The organism is Pyrinomonadaceae bacterium (assembly GCA_036277115.1).
In the GTDB taxonomy this organism is placed as follows: domain Bacteria; phylum Acidobacteriota; class Blastocatellia; order Pyrinomonadales; family Pyrinomonadaceae; genus UBA11740.
The window spans coordinates 1,549,497-1,565,822 of record DASUNM010000023.1; the positions used below are offsets into that span (position 1 = coordinate 1,549,497).

Annotated in this window: 14 protein-coding genes; 7 read left to right on the plus strand and 7 right to left on the minus strand. The window is 58.3% G+C overall.

Annotated features, from left to right (window positions below):
* Positions 1 to 4: 4 nt before the first annotated feature.
* The 4 genes from VFX97_13400 to VFX97_13415 all read right to left on the minus strand — a co-directional run bounded on the left by VFX97_13400 (position 5) and on the right by VFX97_13415 (position 4,782).
* Positions 5 to 1,732, minus strand: a complete 1,728-nt coding sequence (locus tag VFX97_13400; GenBank protein ID HEX5704193.1) for a SpoIIE family protein phosphatase — start codon at positions 1,730 to 1,732, stop codon at positions 5 to 7.
* 196 nt (positions 1,733 to 1,928) lie between these two features.
* Positions 1,929 to 2,468, minus strand: coding sequence for an RDD family protein (locus tag VFX97_13405; GenBank protein HEX5704194.1), 540 nt, complete (start codon positions 2,466 to 2,468; stop codon positions 1,929 to 1,931).
* A gap of 29 nt (positions 2,469 to 2,497) precedes the next feature.
* Positions 2,498 to 4,102 carry a protein kinase gene (locus VFX97_13410; protein ID HEX5704195.1) on the minus strand — a complete coding sequence of 535 codons (1,605 nt, stop codon included), beginning with the start codon at positions 4,100 to 4,102 and terminating at the stop codon, positions 2,498 to 2,500.
* 113 nt (positions 4,103 to 4,215) lie between these two features.
* Entirely contained in the window at positions 4,216 to 4,782 is a 567-nt protein-coding gene (locus VFX97_13415) for an FHA domain-containing protein (protein ID HEX5704196.1), read from the minus strand.
* A gap of 309 nt (positions 4,783 to 5,091) precedes the next feature.
* On the opposite strand from VFX97_13415, the gene VFX97_13420 reads away from it, so the two are divergent.
* From VFX97_13420 to VFX97_13450, 7 genes are all read left to right on the plus strand, one after another.
* Positions 5,092 to 6,558 carry an efflux RND transporter periplasmic adaptor subunit gene (locus VFX97_13420; GenBank protein ID HEX5704197.1) on the plus strand — a complete coding sequence of 489 codons (1,467 nt, stop codon included), beginning with the start codon at positions 5,092 to 5,094 and terminating at the stop codon, positions 6,556 to 6,558.
* A gap of 99 nt (positions 6,559 to 6,657) precedes the next feature.
* Positions 6,658 to 7,425 carry an ABC transporter ATP-binding protein gene (locus VFX97_13425; GenBank protein HEX5704198.1) on the plus strand — a complete coding sequence of 256 codons (768 nt, stop codon included), beginning with the start codon at positions 6,658 to 6,660 and terminating at the stop codon, positions 7,423 to 7,425.
* Between the two features lie 10 nt (positions 7,426 to 7,435).
* Positions 7,436 to 8,800: an ABC transporter permease gene (locus VFX97_13430; protein ID HEX5704199.1), complete on the plus strand. Its 1,365-nt coding sequence runs from the start codon at positions 7,436 to 7,438 to the stop codon at positions 8,798 to 8,800.
* 2 nt (positions 8,801 to 8,802) lie between these two features.
* On the plus strand, positions 8,803 to 10,044 hold the full coding sequence (locus VFX97_13435) for an ABC transporter permease (GenBank protein ID HEX5704200.1): 1,242 nt from the start codon (positions 8,803 to 8,805) through the stop codon (positions 10,042 to 10,044).
* Between the two features lie 127 nt (positions 10,045 to 10,171).
* Entirely contained in the window at positions 10,172 to 11,413 is a 1,242-nt protein-coding gene (locus tag VFX97_13440) for an ABC transporter permease (protein ID HEX5704201.1), read from the plus strand.
* Positions 11,414 to 11,446: 33 nt separating this feature from the next.
* Complete coding sequence (locus VFX97_13445; protein ID HEX5704202.1) at positions 11,447 to 11,722, plus strand: hypothetical protein; 276 nt, start codon at positions 11,447 to 11,449, stop codon at positions 11,720 to 11,722.
* A 2-nt stretch (positions 11,723 to 11,724) separates the two neighbouring features.
* On the plus strand, positions 11,725 to 12,981 hold the full coding sequence (locus tag VFX97_13450) for an ABC transporter permease (GenBank protein HEX5704203.1): 1,257 nt from the start codon (positions 11,725 to 11,727) through the stop codon (positions 12,979 to 12,981).
* 63 nt (positions 12,982 to 13,044) lie between these two features.
* Here VFX97_13450 and VFX97_13455 read toward each other — a convergent pair whose 3' ends face one another.
* From VFX97_13455 to VFX97_13465, 3 genes are all read right to left on the minus strand, one after another.
* The gene (locus tag VFX97_13455; GenBank protein HEX5704204.1) at positions 13,045 to 14,043 is read right to left on the minus strand and encodes a YIP1 family protein; all 999 of its coding nucleotides are present in this window, start codon (positions 14,041 to 14,043) and stop codon (positions 13,045 to 13,047) included.
* 91 nt (positions 14,044 to 14,134) lie between these two features.
* Entirely contained in the window at positions 14,135 to 15,148 is a 1,014-nt protein-coding gene (locus VFX97_13460; GenBank protein HEX5704205.1) for an oligopeptide/dipeptide ABC transporter ATP-binding protein, read from the minus strand.
* 103 nt (positions 15,149 to 15,251) lie between these two features.
* Positions 15,252 to 16,298: an ABC transporter ATP-binding protein gene (locus VFX97_13465; GenBank protein ID HEX5704206.1), complete on the minus strand. Its 1,047-nt coding sequence runs from the start codon at positions 16,296 to 16,298 to the stop codon at positions 15,252 to 15,254.
* Positions 16,299 to 16,326 lie beyond the last annotated feature (28 nt).

Here is a 16,326-nt window from a genome sequence, read left to right on the forward strand (position 1 = left end):
TCGATTATTCTGCCACGCCGGCCGCTACAGCTGATCCTTCAGCCAACCGTTTCACAATCACCATTGTGATGTCGTCACCGGCCGGAGTGCCTTTGGCAAACTTGGTGAGCGCCGATTCGATTCGATCGCGAATGCCCGCCGCGGAAGCGTCCAGATTGCGCGCGACGGCTTCGTACAAACGCGTCGGTCCGAATTCTTCTCCCGTGGGGCTGACCGCTTCAGAGACTCCATCCGAATAAATGACCAGCACATCGCCGGCGTTCAAAGTCGTGCGACCTTCGCGGAAATCCGCGTCCGCCATGATTCCCAGCGGCAACCCGCCGGCAGCCAATTGCTCCATTGTGCCGCTGGCGTGAACGATAAGCGGCGGATTGTGGCCCGCGTTCAGAAAAGCCAGCTCGCCTGTTTTCGGATTCAAATCGGCATAGAACAGGGTGACAAAGCGATTGGCGGGAATACTCTCGACCAGATAGCGATTGATTGACGAGATCGTTTCGGCCAGCGAGTTGTGCGTGTCGAACTGCGCGTGCACCGCCGCATGCAAAGACGACATCAGGAGAGCCGCGGCCGTGCCTTTGCCCGATACATCGCCGAGCGCCACTACTAAATTGCCATTGCCCTTGTGAATGAAGTCGTAGTAGTCGCCGCCAATTTCGTAACACGGAAAGCTGATGCCTTGCAGTTCGTACCCGGGCACTTGCGGCGCGGAGGCCGGCTGAAAACGCTGCTGAATCTCGCTGGCAACTTGCAGTTCGCGCTCGAGTCGTTCGCGTTCGAACTGCTCTTCAGTGAGGCGCGCATTCTCAACCCGAATCGCGGCGACCGATGCCAGCGTCGTCAAAACCTTCAGGTGATCTTCCGTGAAGCGGCCTTCGGCAATCGGCGAGTCCGCATAGATGATTCCGAAGACGTTCTCACCGACACCCAACGGCACGGCGAGCACCGAGCGCACGCCTTGCAGGACGACTGTGCCGCCCATGAAGCGCGGATCCGACTGCGCGTCCGAAGTAAGGACGGATTTACCGTTGTTGACGACTTCATCGATGACTGAACGGCTGATGCGAATTTCGCCGACGTCGCCGTGGCGATCACGCAGACGCGCCACGGCAACCTTCAACTCCGGATTGTCCTTATCGCGCATCATGATCATGCAACGATCGCCAGGCACGGATTCGAAGACGAGCGTCACGATCTGCTCGAGCGTTTCGTTCAACGTCACAGAGGCGAGCAACGCGACGCCCACTTTGCTGATCAATGCGAGCAGGTCAGTTTTCTGTTCGATCTTCTCTTGCGCGGCGGAATCGTGAGAACGCGACAGCGCGCCTTCGATTTGTTGAAACAGACCTGAGGTGGTTCGATCCGCGGACGACAGCGCAATGGTGGCTTCGGGCACGGACGTGCTCTGCTCGGTGATCATGGTCGAGCCGCTGCTGAGCGGATACGGGCCGTCGTTAAAGACGATTTCGGTCTCGCCGATCTGAATGCGGCCGCCGCGCGTCAGAGGAATGGCAGCGTCGACAATCGAACCGTTGTAGAGCGTGCCGTTCGCTGAACCCAAATCCTGAAGGTAGTACTCGTCGCCTTCGTTGCGCACTTCGGCGTGGACACGCGACGCGAACGGATCGGGGATGCACAGATCGTTGCGCGCCGAGCGGCCGATCGTGATGCGCAGACGGTTCAGCGGAAAATGCTCCGCCGTCCGATCGGGATATCTGACAACTAACTCAGCCATGAAGTCTTAAGAATCAAGCTTGCCCTCCCTCTCACTTCGGAGAGGGCCGGGGTGAGGGTTTACAGCGCGACCAGCGATTGCCGTACTGTTTCCTTCGCGAGGCACAGCCTGCGAAGAAGAAAAAAAACCTTGTGTCCGCTAAAGCTTCGCTCCCTCACCTAACCCTCTCCCAAAGTGAGAGGGAAAAGAATCTGCGTTATTCCGGCGGACGCGGGCGTCGCGTCGGAGCCGGCGACGACCCGTACTCGCGAATCACCACCGTGCGCGCGATCAGATCATGCAGCGTGCGCCCGGTGGGATTTACGATCGCCATTAAAAACCCGATTCCGAGCAGGAAAAAAGAAACCGGATAACCCACGAAGTGACGCAACAGCGCCCAGCCTATGCCGGGCACGCTGCCGTCGGTGCTCTCCATCCGCAGACCCGTCGTCCACTTGCCCAGAGTCTTTCCGGTCAGTCCCGCGAGAACGCCCAAATCTAACACAGCCGCCACCAGCGTGAAGAAGATCCCGACCTTTTCCGCCGTGCCTCCCGCCAAACGCGCGCCGCCGCCCATCATGCGCGCCACCATCGTGCTGAAAGTCATGATCAGCATCAGCATGATGTAGTCGATCAGAATCGCGCCGCAACGCAGCGCGAAGGGCGCGCGATAGCGCACCTGGATGCGCTCCAGACGCTTCGACGTCGGGCGCGAGGCTTTCCCCGATTCGATTTTAGCCGGCACTGTCGCTTGCATTGTGTCTGCGAAATGTCAGAAGTCCGCCGTCATCCGACCAGGAAGTGCAAAGTGGTCTCGCCCACGCGGAGGCGATCGCCGCTGTCGAGCGCGCGCGGCTGGCGCGGTTCAAGGTGGATAATATCATTGATGACGGTGCCGTTGACCGAACCGAGGTCTTCGACCATGAAAGCGCCGCCTTCCCTCCAGATGCGCGCGTGGCGACGCGAAACTTTTGTGTTCGGATCGAATCGCGACAAGTCGATTTCCGGAAAGATGTTCGAGAGCGGATCGGTGCGGCCGACCAGATTGGTGTCCTTCTGAATAAGAAACGAGGCGTCCAGTTCTGTCGTGCCGGCGACCACCAGTTTCGCGGTCGTGCGCGCGGACAGCGAGGCTGAATCGGTACCCGCGAGCGGCTGCTTTGATCCGCAGTGCGCGCAGAACACGTCATCGGCCGCAATCCGCCCACCGCAGAAGCCGCAAAACACGCTCGAGACGGCCATCGTCTCGCCGCCCAACTGATACGCGGGCGCGCCATAGCTGACCTGGCCTGATCGCAACTTCTCCAGGTGATGCGCCAACGAATCGCGCAGTTCCGCGCCAGACTGATAGCGGTGCTCCGGCTTGTATTCAACGGTGCGCAGCAGGATGCGCTCGATCTCGCTTGAGAGCGCCGGATTAATTTGCCGCGGCCGCGGGTTCTTCGTGAAATCGAAGATCAGCAGCGGATTGTCCTGTGGGTCGGCGCCAGTCAGCAGGTGAAACATGGTCGCGCCCAGACTGTAGATATCGACACGCGGATCGGCTCGGCCGCTGAATAGCTCCGGCGGCGCGTAACCCATCGTGCCCACCGCCGTGACGCCCTTCTCTTTCTTGTTGACCCAGCGCGCAATACCGAAATCGATCAGCATGATGCGATGGTTGTTGCTGTCGATCATCAAGTTCGCCGGCTTGAGATCGCGATAGATGATTGACTGCGGCCGCGTGTGCAGATAATGCAATACGTCAGCGACTTGAATTCCCCATTCGGTGACGGTTGGTTCGTCGATGCGGCCTTGCGGCGTGGCGCGCAGACGTGAAGCCAGGTCGGCGCCGGGGATAAACTTCATCACGAGATAAAATCGCTCAGAATTATCGTCGTAGAAGTAATCGTAAACAGTCGGAATCGACGGATGTTCGAGTTCCGTCAGCAGCAATGACTCGCGCTTAAAGTCGGCGATCGCTTTTTCGTGTTGGGTCTCGTCGATGTGGGACTCGATCATCTCTTTGACCGCGCGTGGCGCGTCGCCAAGATTGCGATCTTTGGCGAGGTAAACCGCCCCCATGCCGCCACCGCCGATGCGCCGCACGATCTCGTAACGATGATTGAGGACTTTCCCGCCTTCGAGTGCCTTTGGTTTTGATCTGCGAGACGAACCTTCGGAGCCGCGGGAAGTGGCGCCGATCTCAGGTTCGGCAACTTCTCCGGTGCCCGCGTCGGATTCCTCCGCCGCCGGAACTATGGTCGAGCCGCCCACACCGATGCTCTTGGCCAGATCGGACTGGAGCGCGCTCTCAGCCAGCGGCTCCTCGGTCTTTACCGGCGCGCCGCAACTGCCGCAAAAGTTCTCGTCGAGCGCTACATCCGCTCTGCATTCCTTACAAGCAGGCATTGTTGAACTCAAGAACTGCGAATCATTAACTCAACATTCCGAGCTGAAAAATCGATACGCACGCGTCTCGCGTACTTCAGTGGTGATGCACGCCAGAGGCGTGCGTACGATAATCATTTGGCAAGATGAAACCTGAGAAACGTCTTGCCCACGATGATTTCGTCGCCATCATTCACCGGGTGGCGTTCACTCGGTTTGAGCCGGCGCCCCCGATTCACAAACGTGCCATTGGTAGATCCGAGATCCTCAATGACGTACTGGCCGTTCTCGCAGGAAATCCGCGCGTGCCGGCGTGACACTTTTGCTTCGGGATCATCTGTGTCCAAATCAACGTCGGGAAATACGCCGCCGTCGGCGTCCCAACGGCCGATGTCAGAGCCTTCAGGACCAATCGGAAATTGTTTGCCGGCGGACTTGCCGCGCTCGATCGTGAGGGTCGCGTTCCGGCCGGTAATGGCGACCGCCCCCGCTCTGTGCTGCGGAACCATGCCGGAGCCCGGCGGATTTGCGGGGCGCGCGACGGTCAGGGAAACTTCCTTGTTGCGGCTACCTTCGTTGCCGTTGGCCTGCGGATTTGCACGATCGGCGGCACGGCCGGCCAGCCAAAGCGCAGCCCCGCATTCATCGCAATATCGCGACCCCGGCAGGTTCTGTGTACCGCATCTTTCGCAGGTGATCATGGCAAAAACACGCGCGGCTTGAGTTGGGGAACAACCAAAGCCCGCGCGAGAATATCTTATCGCGAAACAGTTGGCACGGCCAACGCGTTGCTGCCGGAATTTACGCTTTTCACCGTCTCAGAGATTTTCACCGTCAAAGAGAAACGTCACGCGCGCGCTTCGCATTAACATCGGTTATAATCCCCACTTCTCGCGAATTCCTGAAACCAGCCGCTGGATTTCGTCGTAGAAACAACTCTAACGCGGAACTGTGCTCAACCGCCCGGCGTCCAAGTAACTACCGACTGATTTATTTAAGGAATTACACAAATGGCCCTCAGTAGAAAGAAAAAAATCATCATCGCGGTGTCTGCCGTTGCGGTGCTCGGCTTAGTCGTCATTATCAGCGTACTCGCGACCCGCACGGAACAACCCGAAGTCACCACCGTTAACGTCAACGTGCGACCGGAACTGCGCTCGACGGTGACGGCGTCAGGCGAAGTGCGTCCGATACGCTATATCAAGCTCACCAGTGAAGTGCCGGGCCGCATCCTCGAAATTTATGTGAATCCGGGCGACCAGGTGACGAAGGGTCAGGCGCTGGTGCGCGTCGATCCGACGCAGCTTCAGGCCAGCCAGGAAGCTCAATGGGCAGCGACACAGGCGTCACTCAACGATGTACAAAATGCACGTCAGGCAGTCAGTGCCGCGCAGCAGGGACTGGTGGTGGCGGAAGCGGGTGTCTCGCAGGCCAGACAGAGCGCCTCGACATCTCTCATCGACCTCCGGGCCGCGGAACGCGAGCTGAAGCGCGCCACGAACCTGGTCGAACAAAATGTAATGTCGCGCGCTGAGTACGACGCCGCGCGCGATCGTTACGATCAGGCAAAGGCGAAAGTTGAAGCCGCGAACATTGCCGTCCGAGAAGCTCAGGAGCGTGCTAATTCGCAGAAGGTAGCCGTAAGAGAAGCTCAGACGGGCGTGAAATCCAGCGAGATGCGCGCGAACCAGCAGCAGGCAATTCTCCGTGGCTCATCCAGCCAACGCGAAAAGGCGACTCAGTTTTCGCCGTTGACCGGAGTGGTGGCTGACATTCCGACGCGCGTCGGTGAATTCGCGGTGTCACAACTTTCTTCGACGCCGCTAATGACGATTGCCGATATGTCCACCATCAACGTTGAGGTCAACGTCGACGAAACCGAAATTGCGAACGTGGAAGTCGGTCAGGAAGCCAAGGTGAAGGTTGACGCGCTGGGCGAAAAGGAAATGAAAGGCATCGTCACGCAAAAGAACCCGCTGGCAATCGCGAAGTCCGATACGCAGGGCGGCCTTTCGAATCGCGTGAACGTGCAGGAAGCGAAGGAGTTCAAAGTCACGCTCGAGATTCGCGATCTTCCGGATGAAGAACGTAACAAGCTGCGTCCGGGCATGAGCGCCACGGCCACCGTCACCACCAAGACGAAGCAGAACGTGGTCGCAGTCCCGCTGCAGGCAATCGTCGAAAAGGCGCCGCCAACGCCTGCCCCGGGACCGACTATCGCGAGCAGCGCGCCACCGGCGGCGGGTGAAAAGCCGAAGGAACTGAAAGGCGTTTACACCATCGACAAGTCGAACAAGGTGAAGTTCGTGGAAGTGACCACCGGCATCACCGGCGAATCTGACATTGAGATCACCGGCGGGTTGGCATCAGGGACAGAGGTCGTCACGGGCCCCAGCCGTATTCTGAAAACTCTGAAAGACGGAACCGTGGTGAAGCGACAGACACGCACACCGGGCGCGAACGCGAACGGCGGCTAGCGCTTAAGCGCCGTAGGCGCGGAATTTTTATAGAGCCTGACACTCCATAAATATTTCGCCGCTACAGGGCGTCTCTTTTGAACTTAGTTGAGAGATTCAATGAGTGAAGCAGCGACCATCGCAGGAGTGCCTTCAGCAACCATCTCGGCGCAGCCTGAACCGCCCTCCGAGGTCGGCAAAAGCACATCGCTGATCGCGATGCGTAACATCTGGAAGACCTACGACATGGGCGCAGAGAAGGTGCACGCGCTGCATGGCGTGTCCTTCGATGTTAACCGGGGCGAGTACCTCGCCATTACGGGCCCGTCAGGTTCAGGCAAGTCCACCCTGATGAACCTGATCGGATGTCTCGACACGCCATCACAGGGCGAGTACTGGTTGAACGGGAAGAACGTCTCTGAGATGGATGATGACGAACTGGCGCGGATTCGCAATCAGGAAGTCGGCTTCGTCTTTCAAACTTTTAACCTGCTGGCGCGGGCCACGGCTTTGCACAACGTCGAGCTGCCTTTGATTTACGGCGGCATTCCCGGCGCCAAGCGAAAAGAGATGGCGACGCACGCGCTGGGCGCCGTCGATCTCACCGACCGCATGATGCACCGCCCGAATGAACTGTCAGGGGGACAGCGTCAGCGTGTCGCCATCGCTCGTGCGCTTGTGAATCACCCGTCTATCCTGCTCGCTGACGAGCCGACCGGCGCGTTGGATACGAAGACGAGCTACGAAATCATGAACCTCTTCGAGAAGCTTCACGAAGACGGCAATACCATCATCCTCGTCACGCACGAACATGACATCGCCGCGCGCGCGCATCGCATCATCTCGGTTCGCGACGGCCTAATCGAAAAAGACGAGCAAGTTAGGTAGGATCGCTGCCATGCCCGACCGCAGCGAACAATCCCCCGAACGCGCTGCAACGGTATTTGGTAAGTCACTGTCTGTCCCCGCTCGAGTCCGTTCGTTTCCCATTTTCCGCGTCGCCGCCCTCTGGGAAGCTTTCCTGGTTGCCGCTGCCAGTCTTCGTCAGAACAAGTTACGCACCGCATTGACCCTCGTCGGCATCATTGTCGGCGTCACCGCTGTCATCTCGGTCGTCACGATCATCAAAGGTCTCGATCAGACTGTCTCGCAGACATTCAATTCACAGGGCTCGACCGTCTTCACCATCTCCAAACGTCCCCAGGTCATTACCTCGCGCGAAGAGTTCGTCAGATACAACAAGCGCAAACCGGTCACCCCGGATGATGCGAATGCGATCGCGCGGCTCTGCACGGCGTGCTGGCGCACGGGCGTCGCGGTGAATTCGATTAAACCCGCCAAGCGTGGCAACGAAACTTTTGAATCCATGCAGGTTCGCGGGATCGAGCCGGTGGCGATGTTTGACATCGACGGCGTATCGATCGATGCCGGCCGATTTTGGACCGAAGGTGAAGGCGCCGCGGGCGGCGACACCTGCGTCGTCGGCTCAGACGTGGTGACGAATCTATTTCCAAACGAATCCGCCGATCGCGTACTCGGCCAGGACATCTGGGTTGGCGGCCATCGTTACATAATCATCGGGGTGCTCCAGCCGCTGGGAAAGATCTTTGGCATCTCGCGCGACACGCGCGTCTACATTCCGTTCGCGACATACAAGAAGCGCTTCGGGGTTGATTTCAGCGGCGCCGCATACGCGCCGCAGGGTTCGCTGGTTGTCTTTGTGCAAACCGAATCACCGGCGCAACTGGAAGCAGCCGAAGATCAAGTCCGCGCCATTATGCGTAATCGCCGCGGCAAGAGTTTCAAGGATGAGGACGATGGTTTCGCGCTCGAAACCCAGGATGTCTTTCTGGATCTTTATTCGAAAGCCACTTCGAATATTTATCTCGTGACGATTGGCGTATCGGCGATTTCGCTCGTGGTCGGCGGCATCGTCGTCATGAATATCATGCTGGTCTCCGTTACCGAGCGCACGAAAGAAATCGGCATTCGCAAAGCGGTGGGCGCGCGCCGAAAAGACATCCTGACGCAGTTTCTAATCGAGGCTGTGACTGTAACGGCGATCGGCGGGACGATGGGCGTGCTGACGGGATTCGGCGCGGCCTGGTTGATTGCCCTGCTGATCGGGTTTCCGCTTTTGATCAGCATCTGGTCGGCCGTGCTGGGCGTCAGCGTCTCGTCAATTGTGGGCGTGGTCAGCGGCCTGTGGCCGGCATGGCGGGCGTCGCGACTCGATCCGATTGAAGCGCTTCGCGCTGAATAAAGATGAACATCGCCGACGTAAAAGAATCGGCCTGGATGGCCCTTGAGACGGTGCGCGCTAACAAGCTGCGCTCGGCGCTGACGATTCTCGGCGTCAGCGTGGGCGTCGTGACGGTCGTGTTCATGGTGGGAATCATTCAGGGGTTGAACAAAGCATTCGCCGATCAAATCGAGTCGCTCGGTTCCAACACTATCTGGGCGACGAAGTTCGACCCGAGCATTGGGCATCAACCAACGCAGGAAGAAATCCATCGCAAAGAGTTGACGATTGAAGATGCGGACACCATTCGCAACGAAGCAACCTCAGTCGCGGGCGTGGCGCCGTTTTATCGCAAAGTCGCAGAGACCGTTCAGTACCGTGGTAATCAGAGCGACACTCCGATCCTGATCGGCGCCACGCCTTATCACGAATACACCGTTTCAAGTTACGTCGATCGCGGCCGTTTCATCTCTGAACTCGACGTTGACCGGCGCGAGAATGTCTGCGTGCTGGGCATCGATGTCGTAAAGGCACTTTTCGAGTACGAAGATCCGCTCGACAAGGAAATAAAACTTGCCGGCCACCCATTCAAGGTCGTGGGCATCATGGAGCCGCTCGGCAGCATCCTCGGCCAATCGCGGGACAACTCAGTCTTTATTCCGATCACGACGTTTGGGAAGTACTATCCGGAGTTCGACTTCCCTGAAATCATCTCAGCCATTATTGTCCGGCCGGTTTCACGCGCGCACGTTAAGACCGCTATCGACGAGATGACCGACATCCTGCGCCGGCGCCGCGGCGTGAAGCGTGGGGAGCCCAGCAACTTCGGCATCTCCTCGCAAGACGCGCTGCTGGATGTTTATAACCAGCTCACTGGCGCAACGTATCTCGTGCTGACGGCGATTTCGTTTGTGGCGCTGATGATTGGCGGCATCGGCGTGATGAACATCATGCTGGTATCAGTCACTGAACGCACTAAGGAGATCGGATTGCGGAAGGCCGTCGGCGCCACGCGGCTGAACATCCTTTCGCAGTTCCTGATCGAAGCCGTCGTGCTGACGGCCATCGGCGGTTTGCTAGGGCTGCTGGTTGGCGAAGTGGCCAGCATTCTCACCAACTGGTACTCGCCGCTGCCGGCGTATGTGCCCGCGTGGGCGATCGTGATCGGCATAGGCATCTCGGGCGGCGTCGGCATCGTGTTCGGCCTGTGGCCCGCATGGAAAGCAGCGCGGCTGGATCCGATTGAATCGCTTCGCTATGAGTGAGGCGGGGCAGTAGCCCGGCCGTCAGGAAGGGCGTGTCGCTCCGTTAGCGCCCTCCCTGACGGTCGGGCTACTGCCCCGCTCTTTGCCCAAGTAACCATTTCCCCTCGCTGAACGTAGTAACCAACAAGTGAAGCTCATCGAAATCCTGAAAGTCGCGATCGCCGCGATTTGGGCGCACAAAATGCGTTCAGCGCTGACTTTGCTTGGCATGATTGTCGGTGTGACGGCGTTTGTCACAGTCGTTTCGCTGATTCAGGGTTTTAACGTCTATATCGACGAGAAGATTGCCGGCATCGGCGCAAAATCGTTTTCGGTCCAGCGCTTTAATCCGTTCGAAGATTTCAAAGACACCGACACGATCGCCGCCGCGCAACGTCGCAACAAAGAGCTGACGCTCGATGACTACAATTACCTGAAAGAGAAAGCGACGCTCATCGGCAAGATCGGCGCAAAGGCCCGCGGCACTCCCGCCGAAGTAAAACGCGGCGATCAGGTTCTGGAAGACACCTTTGTCAGTGGCGCCACTGCCAATACCGCTGACATCGACAATCGCAACATCGAGTTTGGCCGCTTCTTTGCAGACGCCGAAGCTGAAGGTGGCGCGCGCGTCGCTTACATCGGAGCGGACATCGCCAACAAGCTCTTCCCGGCCGGCAACCCGATCGGCGGCGAGATTCAAATTCGCGGCCTGCCTTATCGGGTCGTGGGCGTTGAAGCTGTGAAGGGCACGGTCTTCGGCATTCCGCAGGACGGCTTCATCGTCATTCCCTTGAAAGCGTATCAGCTGGACTTCGGGCCCCTGGTGCGGCAGCGCTCGTTGTATTTCACCGCGACTGCGCGGTCTGATGAAATTTTTAGTGATGCGGTTGAGGAAGCACGCTTTCTCATGCGTGCGCGCCGGCACCTGCAGCCGAAAGAGAAAGATAACTTTGGCATCGTCACACCCGACGCGATTACCGGCCTGCGCGACCGCATCTTCGGCACCATCTTTATCGTGGCGATGTTGGTTCCCGGCATTGCGCTGATCGTTGGTGCGATTGTGATCATGAACATCATGCTGGTGTCGGTCACCGAACGCACCAAGGAAATTGGCATCCGTAAGGCGCTCGGCGCGCGCAAGGCGGATATTCTCAAACAGTTCTTATTTGAAGCGGTGACGCTCGCGACGATGGGCGGCGCCGTGGGAATCTTTTTGGCGTGGGTGATCGGCAAACTAGTGACCGCGGCTATTTTTCCGACCTATCTTTCACTGGCCGCGATTCTCGGAGCCCTCGCGGTCTCGGGTGGCGCCGGCGCGGTCTCGGGACTGTTTCCCGCGTGGAAGGCTGCGCGGCTGGATCCGATTGAAGCGCTCCGTGCGGACACTTAATTTGTTAACAGTGGGGAAACGAGGATGAAGTGTGTGGCATGTGGAAGTACGGCTCTCGTAGAAGGCTCGCTGGTGGATACCACGTCCGGAGGACGGCTCGCGTTTCAACCGGCTGACGTGTCCACCCTGAAATCAATGTTTGGAATGGGCAGTCGTGGAGTTGTCTCTTATGCTTGTATTCATTGCCGGACCCTGCAATTGACCGTTGAATTCAATGAAAAGGATTTGGCGAAGTATCAACAGTTTGAAGGCCAACAACCCGGCGTGTTGGAGAGAATTAATTTGGGCGAGGAACGAGAAGGCAGCTAGAGATGAAGCTAATCCGTTCTGACATTCTCGAGAACCTTTGGATGGCGCTGGGCACTTTGCGCGCCAACAAGCTGCGGTCGTTCCTAACGGTCTTTGGCGTCATCATCGGCGTGATCACGGTAATGCTGATCGCCTCGATCATCGCGGGCGTCGACACAGCGGTGACGAAAGAAGTCGAATCGTTCGGCACCCGCTCGATGTACATCAGCAAGTTCGATCCCGGCATTCATGTCGGCCGCCGCTCGCGCGAAGAGCGCATGCGCAAAGAACTGACCTATGACGACGCGATCGCCTTGTCACAACTGCCCACCGTTGAAGTCTCAGTCCCCTTTCTCGACATCACCAGCAACTTTTTTGGCCGGAAGATTAATGTCAGCGGCGGAGGCAAAACCTCGGCGTCGGTAGCTCTTCAGGGCACGCTGCCGGACTTTGAAAAAGCCGGCACGCAAGTCATTTCGGAAGGTCGGTTCTTTTCACAATACGAGAACGACGCGAATCAGAAGGTGTGCGTGATCGGCTCAAAAGTGGCCGACGACTTTTTCCGGTTCCGCTCGCCCGTCGAAGAACACATCAAGATCGACGAGGAAGAGTTTCGCGTGGTGGGCGTGCTGCAAAAGCGCGAGCAGTTTTTGTTCAGCGGCGGCAGTGACGATCAGAATAATGTCATCTACCTGCCGTATAACGTCGCGCGCAAAGTGAAACCGAACGAGGACGACATCTACATTCTCGCCGTGGCAAAACCCGGCATGATGCGGCAGGCGATGGATCAGGTTGTCGATACGTTACGCGTGCGGCGCCAGGTGCCGTTCGGGGCCCGGGACAACTTCGGAATTGAGACGACTGAGTCACTCATCTCGACGTTTCGTTCGATTACCGGCGGCGTCGCCGTCGCGATGGTGGTGATTTCGTCAGTGGGCTTAATGGTAGGAGGCATCGGCGTGATGAACATCATGCTGGTGTCGGTCACCGAGCGCACCCGCGAAATCGGAGTGCGCAAGGCGATTGGCGCGCGCCGCAAAGACATCATGGTTCAGTTCCTGATCGAAGCAGCGACACTGACTGGATTCGGTGGACTGCTGGGATTGTTAGTCGGCTGGCTGCTGACGCTGGTGGTGCGATTGATCATGCCGTCCTACGTTCCGCTGTGGGCGCCGATTGCGGGTTTCGCCGCGAGCGTCGGCATAGGCGTGATCTTCGGGCTGTGGCCGGCGTGGAAGGCCGCGCGGCTCGATCCAATCGAATCGCTAAGATACGAATAACGTGGCACAGACTTCAGTCTGTGATCAGCCCGATCAAACTGAAGTCTGTGCCACCGCTGGCCCTTAGCCCAGGAAGCTCGGGAAGATTGCGGCCATCGCCAGCCTGAGCACCAGGAATAGAACTGTCAGCGTGATGGTCACTCCCCATGCCGCGGTCGAGCTGACTTTGTAGCCACCCTCGCGCAGTCCCGTCGCCATCAGCCAAATTCGATACAACGCAAGGATGCCGAAGGTCGCCAGGAACGTGTACAGAATCGGATGGTCTTTCGACGAAACCAGCAGCGCCAGGTGGTCATACACCAACGACTCCTGGCCCAGCAACGGATGGATGTCTTCCGGCGCCTTCAGGTAAAGCACGAGGAAACTAATTAACTTCTGTATCACGGTCACGGGAAGACTGAGGTATGCGACGACCGAAAACGCCTGCCAGTAGTGCATGCGACCGCCAAACGCGAGCACGCCCAGAAGGGCCAGCGCCGCTACAAGTGCGACGCCAAAAAACCCGTTAGCGATGGTGCTGATTCCATTTGTCACCTGGGCCGACGTTGAATTTGCTTTTTCCAGTTCCGTGCGTCTGGATTCGGCAAGCGCCTCGGGCGGCGGTTTCAAAGGGCTTTGCTCGAGCGCGTCAAAAGTGAAATTCACAATGCGTTCCGGACCGAGGCGCCGGTAGAACGCAGTCGTGTACACCGCACTGACAATTCCCACAATCAGAATCGCGGCCAGCCAACGCGGGTGCGCGCGGAGATTCCGGAAGACGCGCGTGGGTTCAAAAAAGATTCCGGCGAGCGTTGCCGCGGTGGACATTTTAGGCGGTGCGTCCGGCACGGCCGGCAATCGCATGAAGCTGAACCCGAAGAACATGATGCCCAACACACAAACCGTCGCGCCGGTGCCAATCGCTGACGTCAGCACGCCCGCGATGTTCAGCCCGATGATGATTATGCCGACTACGAATACACCGACGCCCGCCCACATCAACCAGGTGGGCCGCTGCCGCTCCGGCTCAGTTTGGATTGGCGGCGGTGGTGGGGCATGAAACTCCTGATTTGGATCGCTCATGTTTTCTCCTCTGACTTTTAGAGGACGGGGAGACTGCTTTCCGTCCGATGATTACGTTAAGTTGTTTTACGGACGCGCTGCGCGCCAGGTTTCAAACCGTTTTGGTAACCAGAGTCTCGATTGGCTTTGCCTCGGCGTAACCATCGACGCGAATGCAGGCCGCGGAATGACCCGGAGAAATTTCGCGCAACTCTGGATCAATTCGCGAGCACTCGTCAATAGCAATCGGGCAGCGCGTACGAAAGCGACAGCCCGACGGCGGATTGCGAGCCGTCGGCACGTCGCCCTTCAAGATAATGCGGTCGCGTTTCTCTTTTGGATCGGGAACCGGAATTGCCGATAACAGCGCGCTCGTGTACGGGTGCAAGGGGTTGGCGTACAGCTGAGCGGCCGTCGCTATCTCGACCACGCGGCCGAGATACATCACGGCCACGCGCGTTGAGATGTGTTCGACCACGGCGAGTCCGTGCGAGATGAAAAGGTAGGTGAGCCCGAATTCTCTTTGCAGATCCTGTAGCAGGTTAACGACCTGGGCTTGCACGGAAACATCCAGCGCCGACACCGGCTCGTCAGCAATGATTAGTTTCGGATTCAACGCCAGCGCGCGCGCCACCCCGATGCGTTGTAACTGTCCGCCGGAGAATTCGTGGCTGTAGCGACTCGCGTAATCAGGATCGAGACCGACCTTGCCGAGGAGCCAGGCGACGCGTTCACGCCGCTCTGCTTTGTTTCCGATTTTGTGGATCACCAAAGGTTCGCCGACGATGTTGCCGACTTTCATGCGGGGATTCAGTGACGCGGCGGGATCCTGAAAGATGATCTGCATTTCGCGCCGCAACGCGCGCAGGTCACGTTTGTTCATCGCGGTGACGTCACGGTTTTCGAACTTCACGTCGCCGCTGGTCGGTTCGATCAAACGCAGAATGCACCGGCCGGCCGTTGATTTGCCGCAGCCTGATTCGCCGACCAGTCCCAGCGTCTCGCCTCGGAAAATGTCGAACGTAACGCTATCAACGGCGCGGATTGGCCCGTCGTCAGTCGGAAAGTGCTTGACGAGAGACTGGACGTTAACCAGTGGTTGTCCGGTTTGGTTTTCCGTGGACATGCAAAGCTTTGCGGCTTGCCGCCGCACAGTGCGGTAAGGCTTTGCCTTACCGTGACTGTGAAAAATAAAAAGGAGGCTACTCCTCGGGTGCTGAGGCGTAGCCTCAGTCTCGTTCAGGATCGCGGCCGGAAAGGCGAAGCCTTTCCGCACTGTGCTGCGGCAAAGCCGCAACCGTGGCCGGATCGTAAAGTACACATCGCACTGTCACGTCTTCGCCTGCCGGATACAAAGGAATCTCTCCTTCGCGACAACGCGGCATGCGATAGGGACAGCGCGGCTCAAAGTGACAGCCGGGCGGCAATGCCGTCGGTTTCGGCACGACGCCTTCAATTGTCTGCAAGCGTTCCTGTTTGACGACGTCCTTCATCGTCAGCTTGGGCACCGAACGGATCAGACCTTCCGTGTACGGATGCTTTGGCCGCGCAAACAATTCAGCGACAGGTGATTCTTCGACAATCCTTCCCGTGTACATCACGCAGACGCGATCAGCGACTTCGGCAACGACGCCGAGATCGTGCGTGATCAGCAGTACCGCGAGATGGCGCGTCTTCCTCAGATTGTCGAGGAGCTCGAGAATCTGCGCCTGAATCGTCACGTCGAGCGCAGTGGTCGGTTCGTCCGCAATTAGCAGTTCGGGATCGCACGCGAGCGCCATCGCAATCATTACCCGTTGCCGCATGCCGCCGGACAGCTGGTGGGGATAATCGTCCGCACGCATTTCCGGATCGGGAATCGCAACTTCGTGCATTGCCTGGACGGCCGCCTGGCGCGCAGCCTTCCGTGAAAGCCCACGATGAAGACGTAGCGCCTCAGCTATCTGCTCGCCAACCGTGAAGACGGGATTCAGCGACGTCATCGGGTCCTGAAAGATCATCGCGATGTCGTCACCACGTATAGCCCGCATCTCGGCATTCGATAATTTCATCAGATCGCGGTCTTTGAACAAGAGTTCGCCGCCTACGATTTTTCCCGGCGGCGCAATCAGACGCATTATCGACAGCGCCGTCATCGACTTGCCGCAGCCGCTTTCGCCCACCAGCCCCAACAGCTCGCCGCGATCGATGTAAAAACTGACGTCATCGACGGCACGCACGATTCCCGCGCGGGTTGGGAAGTGAGTCTTCAGATTGCGGACTTCGAGTAAGTGCATTTTGATCCAGTGTAACGCAGTTCGGGGC